14 protein-coding genes are annotated in these 17,077 nt (G+C 73.6%); 1 reads left to right on the top strand and 13 read right to left on the bottom strand.

The window, feature by feature from the left end; genetic code table 11:
* Nucleotides 1-8: 8 nt before the first annotated feature.
* The 9 genes from eboE to G9H71_RS11585 form a co-directional block, all read right to left on the bottom strand.
* Nucleotides 9-1,190 (bottom strand): metabolite traffic protein EboE, encoded by a 1,182-nt coding sequence (gene eboE, locus G9H71_RS11625; RefSeq protein ID WP_166281942.1) that lies wholly within the window; start codon nucleotides 1,188-1,190, stop codon nucleotides 9-11.
* 4 nt (nucleotides 1,191-1,194) lie between these two features.
* Nucleotides 1,195-2,061: a TatD family hydrolase gene (locus G9H71_RS11620; RefSeq protein ID WP_166281940.1), complete on the bottom strand. Its 867-nt coding sequence runs from the start codon at nucleotides 2,059-2,061 to the stop codon at nucleotides 1,195-1,197.
* Nucleotides 2,062-2,063: 2 nt separating this feature from the next.
* Nucleotides 2,064-2,882 carry an EboA domain-containing protein gene (locus G9H71_RS11615; protein ID WP_196791999.1) on the bottom strand — a complete coding sequence of 273 codons (819 nt, stop codon included), beginning with the start codon at nucleotides 2,880-2,882 and terminating at the stop codon, nucleotides 2,064-2,066.
* Nucleotides 2,879-3,787, bottom strand: a complete 909-nt coding sequence (locus G9H71_RS11610; RefSeq protein ID WP_166281938.1) for an SCO3242 family prenyltransferase — start codon at nucleotides 3,785-3,787, stop codon at nucleotides 2,879-2,881. Before G9H71_RS11610 ends, G9H71_RS11615 begins: the two co-directional genes overlap by 4 nt.
* Nucleotides 3,754-4,905 carry an inositol-3-phosphate synthase gene (locus tag G9H71_RS11605; protein WP_166281936.1) on the bottom strand — a complete coding sequence of 384 codons (1,152 nt, stop codon included), beginning with the start codon at nucleotides 4,903-4,905 and terminating at the stop codon, nucleotides 3,754-3,756. Before G9H71_RS11605 ends, G9H71_RS11610 begins: the two co-directional genes overlap by 34 nt.
* A gap of 427 nt (nucleotides 4,906-5,332) precedes the next feature.
* A complete protein-coding gene (locus tag G9H71_RS11600) occupies nucleotides 5,333-6,487 on the bottom strand; it encodes a Gfo/Idh/MocA family protein (RefSeq protein WP_166282036.1) in 1,155 nt (384 codons plus the stop codon).
* Between the two features lie 244 nt (nucleotides 6,488-6,731).
* A complete protein-coding gene (locus G9H71_RS11595) occupies nucleotides 6,732-7,802 on the bottom strand; it encodes a substrate-binding domain-containing protein (protein ID WP_166281934.1) in 1,071 nt (356 codons plus the stop codon).
* Between the two features lie 108 nt (nucleotides 7,803-7,910).
* A complete protein-coding gene (locus tag G9H71_RS11590; RefSeq protein ID WP_331272922.1) occupies nucleotides 7,911-8,984 on the bottom strand; it encodes an ABC transporter permease in 1,074 nt (357 codons plus the stop codon).
* Complete coding sequence (locus G9H71_RS11585; protein ID WP_231134651.1) at nucleotides 8,981-10,504, bottom strand: sugar ABC transporter ATP-binding protein; 1,524 nt, start codon at nucleotides 10,502-10,504, stop codon at nucleotides 8,981-8,983. Before G9H71_RS11585 ends, G9H71_RS11590 begins: the two co-directional genes overlap by 4 nt.
* An 849-nt stretch (nucleotides 10,505-11,353) precedes the next feature.
* Between G9H71_RS11585 and G9H71_RS11580 the strand changes: the two genes are divergently transcribed.
* Entirely contained in the window at nucleotides 11,354-12,541 is a 1,188-nt protein-coding gene (locus G9H71_RS11580) for a glycosyltransferase family 4 protein (RefSeq protein ID WP_166281932.1), read from the top strand.
* Nucleotides 12,542-12,593: 52 nt separating this feature from the next.
* Here the strand turns inward: G9H71_RS11580 and G9H71_RS11575 are convergent, their stop codons facing one another.
* Genes G9H71_RS11575 through G9H71_RS11560 form a run of 4 tightly spaced genes read right to left on the bottom strand, consistent with a single transcriptional unit; the run spans nucleotide 12,594 to nucleotide 16,904 of the window.
* Nucleotides 12,594-13,805, bottom strand: coding sequence for a nucleotidyltransferase family protein (locus G9H71_RS11575; protein ID WP_166281930.1), 1,212 nt, complete (start codon nucleotides 13,803-13,805; stop codon nucleotides 12,594-12,596).
* A gap of 35 nt (nucleotides 13,806-13,840) precedes the next feature.
* Complete coding sequence (locus G9H71_RS11570; protein WP_166281928.1) at nucleotides 13,841-14,698, bottom strand: glycosyltransferase family 2 protein; 858 nt, start codon at nucleotides 14,696-14,698, stop codon at nucleotides 13,841-13,843.
* Complete coding sequence (locus G9H71_RS11565) at nucleotides 14,695-16,134, bottom strand: O-antigen ligase family protein (protein ID WP_166281926.1); 1,440 nt, start codon at nucleotides 16,132-16,134, stop codon at nucleotides 14,695-14,697. Before G9H71_RS11565 ends, G9H71_RS11570 begins: the two co-directional genes overlap by 4 nt.
* Nucleotides 16,125-16,904: a hypothetical protein gene (locus G9H71_RS11560; protein WP_166281924.1), complete on the bottom strand. Its 780-nt coding sequence runs from the start codon at nucleotides 16,902-16,904 to the stop codon at nucleotides 16,125-16,127. Before G9H71_RS11560 ends, G9H71_RS11565 begins: the two co-directional genes overlap by 10 nt.
* Nucleotides 16,905-17,077 lie beyond the last annotated feature (173 nt).

The following is a 17,077-nucleotide window of genomic DNA, read 5'->3' as shown; positions in this document are numbered from 1 at the left end:
CGATCTCCTCATGTCAGCTCCCGGAGGCCGAGAGCCAGCAGGTTGTCCCGGGCCCACGCGAGCTCGGCGGCGATCCCGGCCACGAGCCCCGCATCCCCTTGGGGGCGCAGCTGCTCGGGCAGGACGTGCCAGGTGTAGGTCTCGACCTCGACCGTATCCGTGCGGGCGGCCGAGCCGGCGAACAGCGTGCGCAGCGTGTCCTGCAGCTGCTCGCGGGTAGAGCGCAGCGGCGGCTCGGGGTCGGCGTGCAGCGGTACGTGGAAGTGCACCCGCCAGGGGGCGTCCCCGGCAAGCCCGGCCGCCGACCCGTCCGCGGCGAGCGCCGCGTCGAGGTCGTCACGGCCGTCGAGCCAGGCCCCGACGCGCTCCCGCGTCTGGTGCAGGTAGCGCGGCTCGACGAACGACGCGAGCGCCGCGCGGGTCGCCGGGTCGCGGGGGTCGTCGGCGTGCAGCGCTGCGGACGCCTGCAGCTTCACCACGGGCATACCGAGCTCGTCGAGCCGCTCGACCAGCTCCTCGGCGGTCTCGAACGCGACGGCCAGGTGGCAGGCGTCCAGACAGAGGCCGATCCGGCGGGTGTCGAGCCCGGCGAGGAACGCGCTCACCTGCGCCCCGGTCTCCACCACGCACCCCGGCTCGGGCTCGAGCGCGACCCGCACCACCTTGCCCGTCGCCGCCTCGACGTCGGCGAGCTCGGCGGCCAGGGCGTCGAGCTGGCCACGGGCCGCCTGCTGGGACCGCTCGTCCCACGGGTCTCGCCAGGCCAGCGGAAGCGTGGAGATGCTTCCACGGGCGACGTCGTCGGGAAGCAGCCGCGCGAGCAGCCAGGCCAGGTCGGCGGTGTAGCGCAGCCGCTCGGGCTCGGACCAGTCCGGGGAGTAGACGCGCAGCTTCACGACCTCCTGGCCGAAGCCGGCGTAGGGGAAGCCGTTCAGGGTGACGACCTCGAGCCCACGCGCAACCAGCTCGCCGCGAAGCCGGGCGAGGGCAGCGTCGTCCGCGCGCAGCGTCGTCGCCACCTCGCGGGCCAGCCAGAGCCCGAGGCCGAGCCGGTCCGTGCCGAGCGTCTCGCGCACCGGCCCGGCGTAGGCATCCAGCTGGCGGAGGACCCCGTCGAGGTCCTCGGCCGGATGGACGTTGGTGCAGTAGGCCAGATGGACCGTCTGCCCATCGGGATGCCGGAATCGCATCGCGCTAGTTGTCCCGCGCTCCGCGCAGCACCGAGCTGCCTTGGAAGGTCGCCGAGGCGCCGGTCTCGATGCTCTCGTCCTCGAGCGTGAGACGCCCGCTCTGGGCGTAGAACTCGACGGGGTTGAGCCAGAGCACGCGGTCGACGTCGTCGTCGCTGAAGCCGGCCTCGAGCATCGCGCGGCCCGTCTTCAGCGTCTTGAGCGGGTCGCTGCGGCCCCAGTCGGCCGCTGAGTTGACCAGCATGCGCTCGAGCCCGTGCTCCTGCAGGATCCGCACCATCCGGTGCTCGTCCATCTTCGTGTCGGGGTAGACCGAGAACGCGGCCCAGCACCCGGCGTCGCGCACCATCGCGACCGTCATCTCGTTGAGGTGGTCGATGATGACCCGCTCCGCCGGGACCCCGGCCTCCTTGATGACGTCGAGCGTGCGCCGCGTCCCGGCGGCCTTGTCGCGGTGCGGCGTGTGCACGAGCACCGGCAGGTCGTGCTCGAGCGCGAGCTCGAGCTGGCGGGAGAAGGCCTCGTCCTCCTCCTTGGTCATCGAGTCGTAGCCCAGCTCGCCCACCGCGACGACGCGGTCCTTGGCCAGGAACCGCGGCAGCAGGTCCAGGACCTCGACGCAGCGCGGGTCGTTGGCCTCCTTCGGGTTGAGCCCGATGGTGCAGAAGTGCTCGATGCCGAACTGGGCGGCCCGGAAGGGCTCCCACCCGAGCAACGAGTCGAAGTAGTCGACGAACGAGCCGACGTTGCTGCGCGGCTGCCCCAGCCAGAACGCCGGCTCGACGAGGGCACGGACGCCGGCGGCGTACATCGCCTCGTAGTCGTCCGTGGTGCGCGAGGTCATGTGGATGTGCGGGTCGAAGATGCGCACGGTCAGCCTTCCTGTGCGACGGCGGCGTCGTGGCCGGCCAGTGCACGCTGCGCCGCGGCGCGGCGTTCGGGGACGGGGGACGAGAGCTCCTCGCGCAGCCCGGCGGTCTCGACCGCCTCCGGGAACCGGTCGAGGACGAGCCAGATGTCCGCGGGGACCTCGCGCCCGGCGGCGATCCGCTCGTGCGCGAAGTCCGCGAGCATCCGGGCCAGCTCCGCGTCGGCGCGCTCGCTCAGGCCGCTGAACGAGGCCAGCGGGACTCCGACGAAGACGCACTTGAGGACGGCCTGCCGGAACGCGTCCGCGTCCAGGTGCGACGCCGCGTAGGGGCCGACGGCCGCGCCGACGATGCGGGTGTCGTTGGTACGCAGCGCGTCCGTCACCACCGGCAGCGCGCGGTCGCCGAGGACCGCGTCGAGCAGGGGCAGCGCGCGCAGCACCGCCCGCCGCTCCGCGGCGTCGCCGTAGCGGTAGAGGTCCTGCACCTCGCGCGCCAGGTCGTCCGGCGGCAGCCCGGCGCGGGCGACGTCGACCAGGAGCAGGGCGCGGGCGGCGTCGTCGACCGTCCATCCGCTGAGCGTGGCGTCGGGCGACGGGAGCAAGCCCGCGCCGCAGGAGCGCCGGACGGCGGGGAAGACCGCGCCCACCTGCGTGGGGGCCGCCGAGACGCGTGCCCGCGCGTCTGCCAGCCAGCCGGCCTGCTGGTCGGAGAGGACGGCCTCGAGCGCGCCGGCCACGCCGGCCTCGGTCGGCGCAGTGGTGGTGCTCGGGTAGGTGGTGCTCGGGGAGGTGCTGGCGGAGTCGCTTGCTGGGCTGCTCATGTCGGTGACACCTTCCTCGAGAGAGCGCGGGCCAGCGGGAACACCGCCGCGACCGGGATCGCGGCCACGACGGAGCCGTTGCGCGCCGCGAACGCCGCCTGCAACGGCATCATGCCGTGGATGCCGGCACCCACCGCACGGCGGACCGTTGCCGCGGAGGGGTCCTGCACGGCGTCGAGCTGGCGCCGTCCGACGGTCACGGCGTAGGTGCCGGCAGCGGCAGCGGCCGCGAGGCGGTGGAGCGCGCGGGTGCGCGGTCGGTCGCCGGCCACCGGGCCGGCGACAGCAGCGACCGCGACGAGGGCCGTGGACGCGAGCGCGGCCGCGGGTACGGCCGCCGACTTCGCGCCGCTCACCTCGTCACGGCTCAGCTGGGTGACGGCGAGGGTGTGACCGCCGACGCTCAGCGCGGCCGGGAGGGCGGCACGCAGCTGCCCGCTCGCGCCGAGCAGGACGTCGAGGGCGCGCGCCGTCCCCATCGCGAGCGGCCCCACCGGGGTGGGCTTGAGCAGCACGTCGTAGGCCCACACGGTCGCGGCGAGCGGCACTGCCACACGAAGGGCTGGCCGGCCCGCGCAGGCGGCGGCCGCGAGCCCGAGGCCGGTGAGCCCGGTCGCCACGGCGAGGGCCTGTCGCGGGCTGACCCGTCCGGACGGGATCGGCCGCTCGGGCCGCTCGACCGCGTCCAGCTCGCGGTCGGACCAGTCGTTGAGGGCCATGCCCGCCCAGTAGAGGCAGGCCGACGCGACCGGCAGCGCCGCCGTGCGGCGGCCCAGTGGCCATCCCGCGGCCGCGGCCCCGGCGACCGAGTCGCCCGGCACCGTCAGCGCGGCCGGCAGCCGGACCAGCTCCGCGAGGTCGCGGAGGGAGGTCACGCCGACCGCCCGGCCAGGTCCCGGGCCCATGCCACCAGCACGTCGTACTGCGTCGCGAGCCGGTGCTCGCTGGAGGCCACCGGGTCCTTGAAGAAGAACCCGAGCGCCGGCAGCGGGCCGGACTCCCCCGCCTGCGCGGCCCGCGCGGCCAGCCGGGCGAGGTCGAGGACGAGCGGTGCGGCGAGCGCGGAGTCGCAGCCCTGCCAGGTGAACTGCATCGTCATGCGGACGCCGAGGAAGCCCTCGAACGCGATGTGGTCCCAGGCCGTCTTCCACTCGCCCATGTCCGGGACGTTGTCGATGTGGACTGGGGCAACTACCTCGTAGCCCAGGGTCTCGGCGACGCTGCGGCCCTTGCTGCGGGTCTTGCTGAGGCTGGCGTGCGGGTCGGCCAGGGTGGCACCGTCACCCCCGCCGAGGATGTTCATCCCGACCCAGGACTGCACGTGCAGCTCGCGGGTCTGGAACATCGGTGCGAGCGTGGACTTGACCAGCGTCTCACCGGTCTTGCCGTCGCTGCCGGCGTAGGGGAGGCGCTCACGGCGGGCCAGCTCGTCCAAAGCGGGGAGCCGCGCGCCGGTCGAGGGGGTGAAGTCGACGAAGGCGGACCCGGCCTGCAGCGCCGCGTAGGCGTAGAGCGAGCTGGTCGGCAGCACGGTCGCGCCCTGCTCGAGGGCGGTCTCGAGCGCGTCGAGGGACGCGTGGGCCGGGTGCGGCTCGGCCGGGGGCTCCGTCGAGGCGACGTTGACCACGACGACGCGATCGACGCCGCTCGCCTGCGCGAAGGAGCGGATGTCCGCGGCCAGCCGGGCCGCGTGCTCGGCCTGGGTCTCGCCCTCCTGCCGGCCGCCGGGCCGGATGCGGGCGTCCACCTGGTCCAGCTCGTCCGCCAGCACGGCGGGCAGGTGGCGCGGGACGACCCCGGCCTGGCCCAACGCCTCGGCCCGCTTCGCCAGCGGCATGGCCGTCACGTCGTGGCCGCCGAAGACGAACCCCTCGAGCGGGGGCAGCCCGGCCTCGGCGAAGGCAGGGCTCTCCGTCACCAATCCATTGCGTGCGGCCAGGCCTGCCCGCACCGCAAGGGCGCCGACGACCGCAGTCGTCGCGACCGACCCTCGCGCGCCCACAAGCCATAGTCCGGTGCTCACCGCGTCCTCCTCGGAACTGCCGTAGTCCTCGAAGCTCCCGGACAGATTCCCCGTGTTCTGCCTGGAGCGCTGTTGAGCGTCATTCGGGCGCTCCCTTCTGCTGTCTGGCACTGCTCGCTCTCGTGCTGCCCGCTCGTGCTGGGCCGCGCCGCGCTGCCGACGACTGATCTTCTGCCGCCGACTACGTGACGCGCAGTCGTTCGGTTCTGTTTCCGCCGATCGATTCCTCGGCCCGGGCCGCCGCCCCAAAAAGCCGAGAGAAGGGCGTGGACGGGGAGCGCGCCGGCCGGAGCCAACGTTGTCAACGACCCCGGGGACGAACCACAGCGCCCCCTCGTCCCGCGGGCCGAGGCCGAACCGGGGCGAGGGGGCGCGCGTGGTGGGGCCGCGCCGGGACGCGGCGCGAAGCCACGTCCCGGCGCGGAGCTCAGCCTGCCGCGGCGTCCACCGCGGTCCAGGAGCTGTCGCCGGACGCACTGCGCTCGACCGCCTCGAGCACGCGCTGCACCTGCAGCCCGTCGGCGAACGACGGCGCGGGCGCCTGGGACGTGGCGATGTCGGTCAGCAGGTCGCGGGCCTGGTGGATGAAGGTGTGCTCGTAGCCGATGATGTGACCCGGCGGCCACCACGCGTCCATGTAGGGATGCGTCGGCTCGGTCACGAGGATCCGGCGGAACCCGGCGCTGTCCGCGTCGATCGAGTGGTCGTGGAACTGCAGCTCGTTCATCGACTCGAAGTCGAAGGCGATGCTGCCGGCCGAGCCGTTGATCTCGATGCGCATGGCGTTCTTGCGGCCGGAGGCGAAACGGGTCGCTTCGAACGAGCCCACGGCCCCGCCCCCGAACCGGGCCAGGAACAGCGCGGCGTCGTCCACGGTGACCTGTCCCCGCTCACTGCTGCCCGAGGCGCTCAACCCGCTGGACGCGGTCGGCAGCGGGCGCTCCTTGACGAAGGTCTCGGTCAGTCCGGAGACGCCGGTGATGCGGTCACCGGTGATGAACTGCGCCATGTCGATGATGTGTGCGCCGAGGTCTCCGAGCGAGCCGGACCCGGCGTGCTCCTTCTGCAGGCGCCACACCAGCGGGAACTCGGGGTCGACGATCCAGTCCTGGAGGTACTGGGCGCGCACGTGGTGGATCGTCCCCAGCCGGCCCGACTGCACCAGGTCGCGCGCGAAGGTGATGGCGGGGACGCGCCGGTAGCTGAAGCCGACCATGGCGCGGACCCCGCGCTCGGCGGCGCGCTCGGCGGCGGCGGTCATCGCCTCGGCCTCGGCGACCGTGTTGGCGAGCGGCTTCTCGCAGAGGACGTGCTTGCCGGCCTCGAGCGCCGCGATCGCGATCTCCGCATGGCTGTCGCCGGGGGTCACGATGTCGACCAGCCCAACGTCGTCGCGCGCCACGAGCGCACGCCAGTCCGTCTCGACCGACTCCCACCCGAGCCGGTCCGCCGCTGCGCGGGCGTTGGCCTCGTTGCGCCCGGCGAGGGCCACCATGCGCGGGACGAGGGGGAGGTCGAAGACCCGTGGGACGGTGCGCCACGCGTGCGAGTGCGTCGCCCCCATGAAGGCGTAGCCCACCATGCCGACGCCGATAGTCGGCTTGCCTGCGATCGTCACTGACCGGTCCGTTCTTGCACTGTGTTCAGCGGTTCGAGGAAGCCCTGCGACAGGCGCGCTGCCGAGGGGTCGTGCCTGTCGGGAGGACGGGAGCCACCGACAGCCGGGAGGACTGCGGGGCCGGGCCAGCGCCGGTGCTGGCCCGGCCCGCGCAGGGCCTACCGGTCAGGAGGGCGAGAGCCACCGAGGCTCTCGTCGCCCTGAAGGGTCAGGAGGCGAAGCCGAACTTGTAGTCGGCCGCGTTCTCCTTGGTGATCGTCTCGGAGGTGAGGATGATCCGCGAGGGGACCTCGTGCTCGACCAGGTCGCTCATGCCCTTGCCCTGGCCGATGTTGCGCGCCAGGCGGATGGCCGACGCCGACATCGAGGGGCTGTAGGTCACCGTGGCCTTGAGGACCGTGTTGTCGGCCGCGATGTCCTTGACGGCGGTGCCGGAGCCCGCGCCACCGACCATGATGAACTCGTCACGGCCGGCGTTCTTGATCGCCTGGAGCACACCGATGCCCTGGTCGTCGTCGTGGTTCCACACGGCGTCGAGCTTCGGGGCGGCCTGCAGGAGGTTCGAGGCGGCGCGCTCGCCGGACTCGACGGTGAACTCGGCCGGCACGCGCGGGCCGAGCTTCAGGCCGGCCGCGGTCAGTGCGTCCTTGAAGCCCTGGCTGCGCTCCTGGGTCAGCGGGAGCGAGTCGATGCCGGGGATCTCGCCGATGACCGGGTTGCTGACGCCCTTGGCCTTCATCTGCTCGGCGATGAAGTTGCCCGCCGCGACACCCATGCCGTAGTTGTTGCCGGCGATGAACAGGCGGTAGGCCAGCGCGTCCGAGAACTCGCGGTCCAGGTTGATGACCGGGATGCCGGCCTGGGTCGCCTTGCGGCCGATCTCGGTGAGCGCCTTGCCGTCGTGCGGGAGGATGACGAGGACGTCGACCTTGTCGTTGATGAGCGTCTCGACCTGCGAGATCTGCAGGTTGACGTCGTTGGTGCCCTCGGTGGCGTTGAACGTGACCTCGGGGTACGCCTCGGCCTGCTCCCGGGCGTAGGTCGTGATGGCCGCCATCCAGCCGTGGTCGGCAGCGGGCGCCGAGAAGCCGATGGTGACCGGGGCGCCGGGCGCCTCGGAGCCGCTGGCCGCGGGAGCCGCGACGTTCGCCGCGACGTCGTCGTCCTCCTCCGAGCTGTTGGTGCAGCCGCTGAGGACCACGCCGGCCCCGATCGCGGCGCCCCCGAAGAGGAAGCCGCGACGCCCGAGGGCACGGCTGATCTGCTCGTCCTTGCTCATGATGTTCTCTCTCCTGTGAGAGCCGCGAAATGGGCTGTGCTGGAAGGCGTCCAGGGATCCCTGGGCTTCGATGTGCAGGATCGTTGAGTGGGTGGTGCGGGTGGTGCGCTAACTGCGGGACGTCTTCGCGACGCGCTGCTGCAGGAGCACCGCCGCCACGATGATGAGGCCCTTCGCCACGGCCTGCGTCGAGGTCGTGAGGTTGTTGAGGGTGAAGATGTTGTTGAGCGTCTGGAAGATCAGGACGCCGAACACCGTGCCCACGATGGTGCCGCGGCCGCCGCTGAGCAGCGTCCCGCCGATGACGACGGCAGCGATGGCGTCGAGCTCGTACAGGTTGCCGTGCGTGCTCGTGCCGGCGGAGGTGCGAGCCAGGATCATGATGGTCGCGATGCCGCAGAGGAACCCGAGCAGCGCGTAGAGCATGACCGTCTGGCGCTTGACGTTGATGCCGGCGAGGCGCGCGGCCTCCGGGTTGCCGCCGATCGCGAACGTGCGCCGGCCGAAGGTCGTGCGGTTCAGCAGCAGCCAGCCGAGCACCGCCACGACGGCGAACATGATGACGAGGACCGGGATGCCGCCGGGCTCGGCGCCGAAGAAGTCGAGGAAGCCCGACGGAGTGTCGATCGACTGCGTCTTGCGGTCGGAGAGGTTCTCGGCCAGACCACGGTAGGTCGCCAGGCCCGCGAGCGTCGCGATGAACGCGACGACCTTGCCGTAGGCGATGAGGACGCCGTTGATGACGCCGCAGGCCGTGGCCACGACGATGGAGGTGAAGATGATGCCGAAGGTGCCGATGTCCTGGGTGCCCGTGGTCGTCGCCCACACCGAGGCGAGCGCGACGATGGCGCCCACCGAGAGGTCGATGCCGCCGGCGATGATGACGAACGTCATGCCGACGCTGATGACGCCGCCGACCGCGGCGAGGCGCAGGATCGTCCAGACGTTGTCCGTGGTCGCGAAGGTGTCGCCCTTGGTGATCAGGCCGATGGCGCAGATGACCACGAGCGCGAGCACCAGGCCGCTGTTGCGCCCGGCGCTGCTGTCCGCGAGGCGGGCGAACGCAGACTTGGGAGCAGTCGACTCGGCAGCCGCACGCTCGATGCGGGCGTGCTCGTCCGCGACCGGCGCCCCGGCAGCAGCGCCGAGGTCTTCGTTGCGGGGGGTCAGTTGCTCCCTCACTTGAGGGCTCCTTCCAAAGTTCCGGCCATGACAAGGTCGAGCACCTTGTGTTCGTCGAGCTCGGTCGCGGGTGCCTCGCGCACGATGTGGCCCTCGCGGATGACCAGCACGCGGTCCGCGAGGCCCAGGACCTCGGGGACCTCGCTGGAGACGAGGAGGACGCCGACGCCGGAGTCGGCGAGACGGCGGACCAGAGCGTAGAGCTCGGCGCGGGCGCCGATGTCGACGCCTCGGGTGGGCTCGTCGAGCAGCAGCAGGCGGCAGCCCTTGAGCAGCCAGCGGCCGACGACGGCCTTCTGCTGGTTGCCACCGGACAGGTTGCGCACGGGGCGCATCGGGCCTGCCGGGCGCAGCTCGAGCGCGGTCGACTGCTCGGCGGCGTCCTTGAGCTCACGCCGGCGGTCGAGCCAGCCGAGCTTCGAGTAGCGCTTGAGCGTCGCCGCGGAGATGTTGTGCGCCACGGGGTGGTCGAGGAAGAGCGCCTGGCTCTTGCGCTCCTCGGGCGCTAGGCCCATACCGAGCTTCACCGCCGCCGGGACGTTGCCCGGGCGCAGCGTCTTGCCGTCGAAGACGACCGTGCCGCTGTCCTGGGCGCGCGCGCCGTAGATCGTCTCGAGGATCTCCGAGCGCCCGGCGCCCACGAGCCCCGCGAGGCCGACGATCTCACCGGCCCGCACGGAGAACGAGACGTTGTTGAACTCGCCCTTGCGCGTCAGGCCCTCGACGCGGAGGAGCTCCTTGCGCTCGGCCAGCGGCGTGCCGGTCTGGCGCGGCGGGAAGGCGTACTCCACCGAGCGGCCGGTCATGAGGCGGACCACGTCGTCGGTCGGCGTCGTCTTGGCCGGCAGGTTGACCGCGACGGTGCGGCCGTCCTTGATGACCGTGATCCGGTCGCCGATCTCGCGGATCTCCTCGAGACGGTGGGAGATGTAGACCACCGCCACGCCCGAGGCGCTGAGGTCACGGATGGTGCGGAAGAGGTTCTCCACCTCGTCCTGGTCGAGCACGGCGGACGGCTCGTCCATGATGATGAGCTTGGCGTCGTGGGACAGCGCCCGCGCCATGCTCACGATCTGCTGGCCCGCGGCCGACAGCCGGCCGACCTCACGGTTGACGGGGATCTCGGGGTGGCCGAGCCGCTTGAGCATCTCGCGTGCGGTGGACCGCTCGGAGCCGCGCTTGGAGAAGCCGACCGTCGAGGGCTCGTGGCCGAGCCAGATGTTCTCCGCGACCGAGAGGCCGGGGATCAGGTCGAGCTCCTGGTACATCGTGGCGATGCCCGTGTTGATCGCAGCGACCGGGCTGGAGAGCGTGACCTCCTTGCCCTGCCACTCGATCGTCCCCTCCTCCGGCGTGTGGGCGCCGGCCAGGGTCTTGATGAGCGTGGACTTGCCCGCGCCGTTCTGCCCGAGCAGGCAGTGCACCTCACCGGGCAGGACCTCCAGGTCCACACCGTCCAGCGCGCGGACGCCCGGGAAGATCTTGACGATGCCCTTCATCCGCAGCAGCGGAGCAGTCATGCCGATACCTGCACCCTCTGAGGCCTGCAGCATCGCCGCTGTCGCATGCCGGTCTCCCTCTTCCACGATCTGGTCGGACTTACGTCGCAGGTCAACCTTGCTTTGTTCGCGCCGACTGTCAAGAGCTTCCGTCCCTGCAAAAGTCGGTTGTTACAACGATGTTGTGAACGGCGGCCGAGCCGTCCCCCGAACGGCGGGCCAACCGTCCCCGGCACCGCTCGCGCACGGTCGCACGAGGCGGCGGCCCCCCGGGTACCGACGACCGCCCGACGACCGCCCGACGGACGGGCCGGCCGCCTCTGCGACGCCGACGAGTGGTGAAGGTGCTGCGGCGCAGCGCACGGAGCAGGTGAGGGCGGTCCGCACCGGGGACGTCAGGACCTGGGACAGCGGCGTCCCCGACGAGCCCCGGAGTGTCCTGGGTCACATCCTCCGAGCGCTTCTCACATCGTGCCTGACGCAGGCCGCGCGCGGAGCCCGAAAAGCAGGGCTTCCCCACAGCGGTAGGCAACGATCCGGCCACGACGCCCGCCTCGGCGCCTCGGCGCCGCCCGTCGACCGCCACGTGACGTGATGACCGAGCCGACGTCGGGCAGGATCGCGCGTCCGGAGGCCGCCGAGGCAACGGTGTCGCGAACGACACAGATATATAGGCCTCGCGACGAGGCCGCGAGCAGGAGGAGCATGGACGACGCGGAGAGGCGGCCGGGGTGGCGGCCACGGTGTCGCCCACGCGGGGAAGGTAGCCAGCGCGTCAGCGTCGGTCAAGGATAGTTTTGCCGTGCACCTAAACGATTGACCGGCCCGCCCAGGGCGGAGACGGCGGAGCAGGTGGCCCAAGATGGGCGCGTGAACTCCGGCGCGGCAGACGAGGGGCGCCCGCTGCGGGTCCTCTACAGCTTCCCGCACACGTGGGGTGCGCCCGGGATCGGCACCACGGCGTACGGCCAGGTGACCGCGCTGGCGCGCCAGGGGCACGAGATCACCCTGGTCACGACCGCGACCGCGCGGCCGGTCCCCCCGGGGGTTCGCGTCGTGCGCACCCTCTCCGCCGGTGGGCTCCGGCTCCCCCACCGCGCCCTGGGCGGGGTGGAGCGGGCTCTCGCCTACCACGATGCGGTGGCCACCGCCCTGCTGCTGGGCAGGCGGCGCTACGACGTCGTGCACACCTGGCCGCTCGGGGCGCTGCGGACCCTGCGGGCGGCGCGAGACAAAGGCGTAGTCGGGTTCCGGGAAGTGCCGAACTGCCATACCGAGCACGCGTACGCCGTGGTCGCGCGGCTCGGCGAGGAGCTGCACCTGCCTGCGCAGCCCGGCCACTCGCACGCCTACGACGAGCGGCGGCTGCGGCGCGAGGAGCGGGAGTACGCCGCGGCGGCGCGGCTGCTGGTGCCGAGCCCGTTCGTCGAGCAGACCTTCCTCGACCGCGGCTTCGCGCCCGCCGTCCTGGCACGGCACCGCTACGGCTTCGACCCCGCGCGTGTGCCGGCGACGCCCCCGCGCGGACGCCGCGAGGGCGGGCTGCGCGCCCTCTTCCTCGGCCGCTGCGAGCCGCGCAAGGGGCTGCACGTCGCGTTGGCGGCGTGGCGCGCGTCGCAGGCGTCCCGGGCAGGGTCGCTCACTATCGCGGGCGGGTTCGTCCCCGGGTATGCCGAGGCGCTCGCCGTGGACCTCGCGCAGCCCGGGGTGCGCGCCGTGGGCGTCGTCGGGGACGTGTCCGGGCTGCTGGCGGACGCCGACGTGCTGCTGCTGCCGTCGTACGAGGAGGGCAGCGCCCTCGTGACGTACGAGGCGCAGGCCGCGGGAGCCGTGCCACTGGTGAGCGCGGCGGCGGGGGCGTACCTCGAGCACGGCGTCTCGGGGCTGGTCCACGAGGTCGGCGACGTCGGCGGGCTCACCGGGCATCTGGACCTGCTGCACGCGGACCGGGGGCGGCTCCTGGAGCTGGCGCAGGCAGCGCAGCGGCGGCGCGACGACCTCACGTGGGACGCGGCGGCAGACGTGCTCGCCCGGCGTTACGGCGAGGCGGTCGGCTGACACGAGGCGGGGCGAACCGGGCTTCAGCGAAGCGCGATGTGCGACTCGTCGATCAGCATTGCAGCTCGCGCCGCTCGGCCTCGGCGACCCGCTCGAGGAACGCGGCACGGTCCTCCGCTCCCCCCGCCGGGTGCAGCACGGAGCGGGACCAGTCCGAGCCGGGCACCCGGTGGCCGGGAAGCCGCTCCTGCGCGCGGTCGCGCAGGAAGGCGACGGCGGCGACGAGCGTGCCGAGCAGCGTCGAGTCCACGGCGCGGGCGGCCGTCCGCGGCAGGGACCCGGGGCGCCGCACCTGCTGCACCGGGACCAGGCGGTCGACGGCCTCGAGCGTCGCGCGGAGGGGGCGCGAGGGCTGCAGCAGCGCCACGGCGTGATCCGCGCCGGGAACCGGGAGCAGCCGGTCCGCCCGGCGCAGCATCAGCGCGACCATGCTGCCCGCGCCGGCCTGTCCGGCCCGCGCCACGAGCTGGTCCATGCCAGGCCACCCGCCCGGGCCCGCGTCGGCGCCCGCGCTGCCCGGCAGCGCCCGGGCGGCCAGCGCGATGTCGGCCAGCCAGAGCAGCCGGTCCCCACCGGCGAGCCCGGCGTGCAGGCACAGGTGGTTGAGCGTGTCCACCGGGTCGAGCACCGGGATGTCGCGCCCGGCGACGTCGGCCCGGGCCGCGCGCCCGAGCAGCGGCCCGGTAGGCAGGTGGAAGCGGGCGCGCACCTCCGGCCGGTTCACCAGCTGCCAGTGCAGGTCCACGGTGGACCCGCTCGGAGCGCGCAGGTGCAGCTCGCCGAGCACGCGCTCGCGAAGCAGCTGCCAGTTGCGGTCGAGCACCTGGAAGCCGGCCCGCTCGAGGGCGCGGAGTGCCGCGCCCAGGGCCAGCGGGTCGACGAGCACGTCGATGTCGCCGTACGGGCGCAGGTCCTCGCGCGGGTAGACGCGCGCCGCGAGGACGGGGCCCTTGAGCGCGGCCCACGCGAGCCCGGCGCCGTCGAGGGCGTCGGCGACCAGGCCCAGGTCGTGCACGGCGCGGACATGCCCTGCGCTCGCGGCCAGGTGTTGCGCGCGCAGGTCGGCGGCGAGCAGAGCCGCCGGGTCGCCCGGCCGCGGCGACGGCGTCGAGAGCAGGACGCCGAGCCGGACCATGGGGCCGACGCGGTGGTGCCAGGCCCGGGCGAGCAGCTCGGCACGGCCGGCTGCGTGGAGCGCCGCCACCGCCGCGCGCAGCGCGGGCTCCTGCCCCGGCACCCCGAGCGCGCAGCGCACCGCCGTCACGAGCGCGGTCGACGGCGCTGACCGGCGTCGGGCCCTCACCAGCGCGCCCGGCCGCCGAGCGACCTGCGGACCCGTCGGGCCAGCGCCCTCCGCCGCGCGCGCCACGGGGAGTACTCGCGCAGGTCCAGCGACGCCGTCTGGGCGGTGCGCGCGGAGTCGCGCATCTGCTCCTCCCAGTCGGCCAGCCGCGTCACTCCGAGGGCCTGCGCGCTCAGCGGCCGCCGACGGGCGAAGTCCGCGTCGGTGCGGAACAGCGTGTGGGCCGACCGGGGGTCGTCCATGTGGTCCTCGCGGACGAAGGGGTAGCTCCAGCCGTTGACGGCGCCCCTGCGGGCGAGCGCGAGGCAGTACTGCGTGAACGACTGGCCCTCGCGCAGCGGCCCCTGCTCCGCGACGAGCCGGCGGGGCAGCAGGTAGCCGCTGCCCTGGACCCAGTGGTTGCGCAGGACGCGGTGCCCGCCGGGGAACTCGGCGATCTTGCGCCCGGCCAGCTCGGGGACGAAGTCCTCGTCCGGGAAGCGCCACGACCCGAGCACGCCGAACCCGGCGAAGTCGGCGTAGGGCCGGCGCAGCAGCTCCAGCCAGTCGGGCTGCACGAGGCAGTCGTCGTCGACCTTGCTCACGAAGTCGGCGTCGCCCTCGGCCCAGAGCCAGTTGGTGGGCGTGCGCAGCCGTACGTTCTCGCGGCTGTGGTGGAACCGGTGCACGCGCGGGTCGCCGGCGTGGGCACGCACGGCCTCGAGCGTCGCCTCGTCGTCGCCGTTGTGCCACAGCCACACGCGCGCGTGCTCGTCGCAGGACGCGAGCAGGCGCGGCAGCGAGAGCGACACGTAGTCCGCGCTGTTGTAGGTGATCATGAGGATGTCCACCGACCGCGGCGCGCCCGCGCTCATCGGGCGGCCTGCCCTGCGAGAGGGCGCAGCAGCGGCCGCTCCCGGAGGACGGGCACGTCCGGCACGGGCTCGTCCGCGCGGCCGGCGGCGGCCGGGCCTCGCGTCAGCCTCCACAGCGCGCCGGTCGCGCCGAAGAGGAGGAACAACGTCATCGCGAAGGTCGTGAAGCCGAGCGAGTCGAAGGTCGCCGAGGCGACGAGGCCCACCGCGACCGCCGCCGCCAGCGCCTGCCCGAGCGAGCGAGCCTGCTCGTCGGGCGCGGTGCGCCGGGCCCGGCGCGCCAGGCTGAACGCGACCGCGAAGAGCACGAGCAGTGCGGCCAGCCCGAGCACGCCGCCGCTGACGAGCGTGCCGAGCAGCTGGTTGTCGAGCAGCACGTAGCGGTCGGGCAGGAACGTGCCCTGCCCGCGCCCGAGCCAGGGGCGCTCGGAGATGTAGCCCGAGACCGCGGCGTAGTCGCTCGTGCGGTTCTGGATGCTGGGGTCGTTGCCCGCGTTGGTGAACAGCGACCGGATCGTGCCGAGCAGCCCGGGCTGGGTGGCCCGCACGGCGACCAGGGCGACCAGGGCGCCGATGGCGACATTGGCCTGCGCCCGCAGCCGCCACGGCGCCATGACGACGACGAGCCCCACCACGAGCGCGAGGACGGCGGAGCGGGAGATGGAGAACGGCACGCCCACGCCGATGACCACGACGAGCAGCCAGCGCCACCGGCGCTCGCGGCCGCTGCGGGCGAACAGCGCGTAGTGCAGCGCGAGCGGCAGCAGCATGCCGAGGATCACGCCGAACTCGATGTAGTGCCCCGCCGTGCCCGCCACCCGCGACAGGTCCCCGGAGCCGCGGGCGCCGATGCCGATGAGGGTCCCGTTGCGGGACAGGCCCGGTACGACGATGTGGCGGGTGAGGTCGATGCCCGCGACGTGCTGCAGCGCGCCCACGACCGACATCCCCGCGCCCGCCAGGACGAGCGTGCGAAGCAGCCGGTCCAGGGAGCGCCGCGTCGGCACGCCGTCGGCCACGACGAGCGCGGTGCCGACGAGCGCCACGGTCACGAGCAGCCCGCGGTCGGCGCTGCGCCCCTCGACGCCGTCGAGCCCACGGTCGTAGCCGGCGGCGTAGGACAGGACATAGAGCAGGAGGTACGCGGCGAGCGCCCAGCGGACCGGCTGCCGGCCGCGGGCGGCGAGCCCCGGCACGAGCCGCATCGCGCACCACCACGCGAACAACCCGAAGCCGAGCATCAGCGCGGGGCGGCCGGCGGCGCCGAGCCCGGACACGACCAGCCGGGGCGGCAGGGCGTAGAGCAGGAGGACGAGCGCGCCGACGACGACCCCGGCGTCCGTCGCGTCGCGCAGGAGGGGGCGGTCGGCCGCCGGCCGGCGCGGGCCGGGACGGGCGGGCAGGAGGGGTCCGGCCGCTGGCCCGGTCAGTGCCACGACCCCGCGTGCGGCCGCCGCGGGAGCACGACCGGCTCGTCCCCGCCGGGCGCCGGCGCACCGGCGCGGGCCGGGTCGGCGCGGTCGTCGGGGCCGAGGCCCGCGAGGGCGCGGCGCCGGGCGTGCCGCTGCGCCCGGGCCCGGGCCACGCCCTCCACCGCGAGCGCGAGGCCGACGGCGAGCGCGAGCCCGACGCCGAGCACGATGGCCTGGACCTTGCGCAGCCCGCTCTTGCCCGCGCTCGGGGTCTCGCCGACCGCGAGGTCGGTGACGGTGAACTGCTGGATCTCCGGCGACCCCTTGGCGTCCTGGAGCGCCTCGAGCTCGCGGCGGAGGACCTGGCCGAAGACCTCGGCGGTCCGCACGGCCTGGCCGGCGCTGTCGGCGACGACGCTCAGCTGGAGGAAGGGGGTCCGGGTCTGCGCCTTGACCGTGTAGCCGCCCGCGCCGCCGCGGGCTGCGACCTCGCGGCGGACCTCCTGGCTGCCCATCTTGAACTCCATCGTCTGCGCCATCGTCTGCGCGCCGGCGGAGAGGAAGGGGTTGATCGTCACCTCCTGCACGTCGTCACCGGACTCGTCCGGTGCGAGCGCGCCCAGGCCGCCGACGAGGGTGACGTTGGGCGAGGTGATCTGGACCCGGGCGGTCGTCGCGTACTCCGGCTGGATCCGGCTGCCGGCGAGCGCCGCCGCGAACACGGCGAGGAAGGCGATGGGAAGGGCGACGTACCACCTGCGCAGCACGAGAACCGTCAACTGCCACAGGTCCACGCGTTCCTCCTCGATGACGTCCGGCTTCCTGGCGAACAGCCTGCCATCCAGCCCCGGATCGGGAGGGCGTTCCTCTGGTAGTTTCCCCCGCCTGGGTCTGTGCGTGCTCCGGCCGTGACCCTCCGCCGGGCCGGCCAGCAGGCCCCTCCCGCCCCCGACCGGCGCCGCGACCC

This window comes from Motilibacter deserti (assembly GCF_011250635.1).
Lineage (GTDB): Bacteria > Actinomycetota > Actinomycetes > Motilibacterales > Motilibacteraceae > Motilibacter_A > Motilibacter_A deserti.
This window is presented reverse-complemented; position numbering and strand designations above follow the sequence as displayed.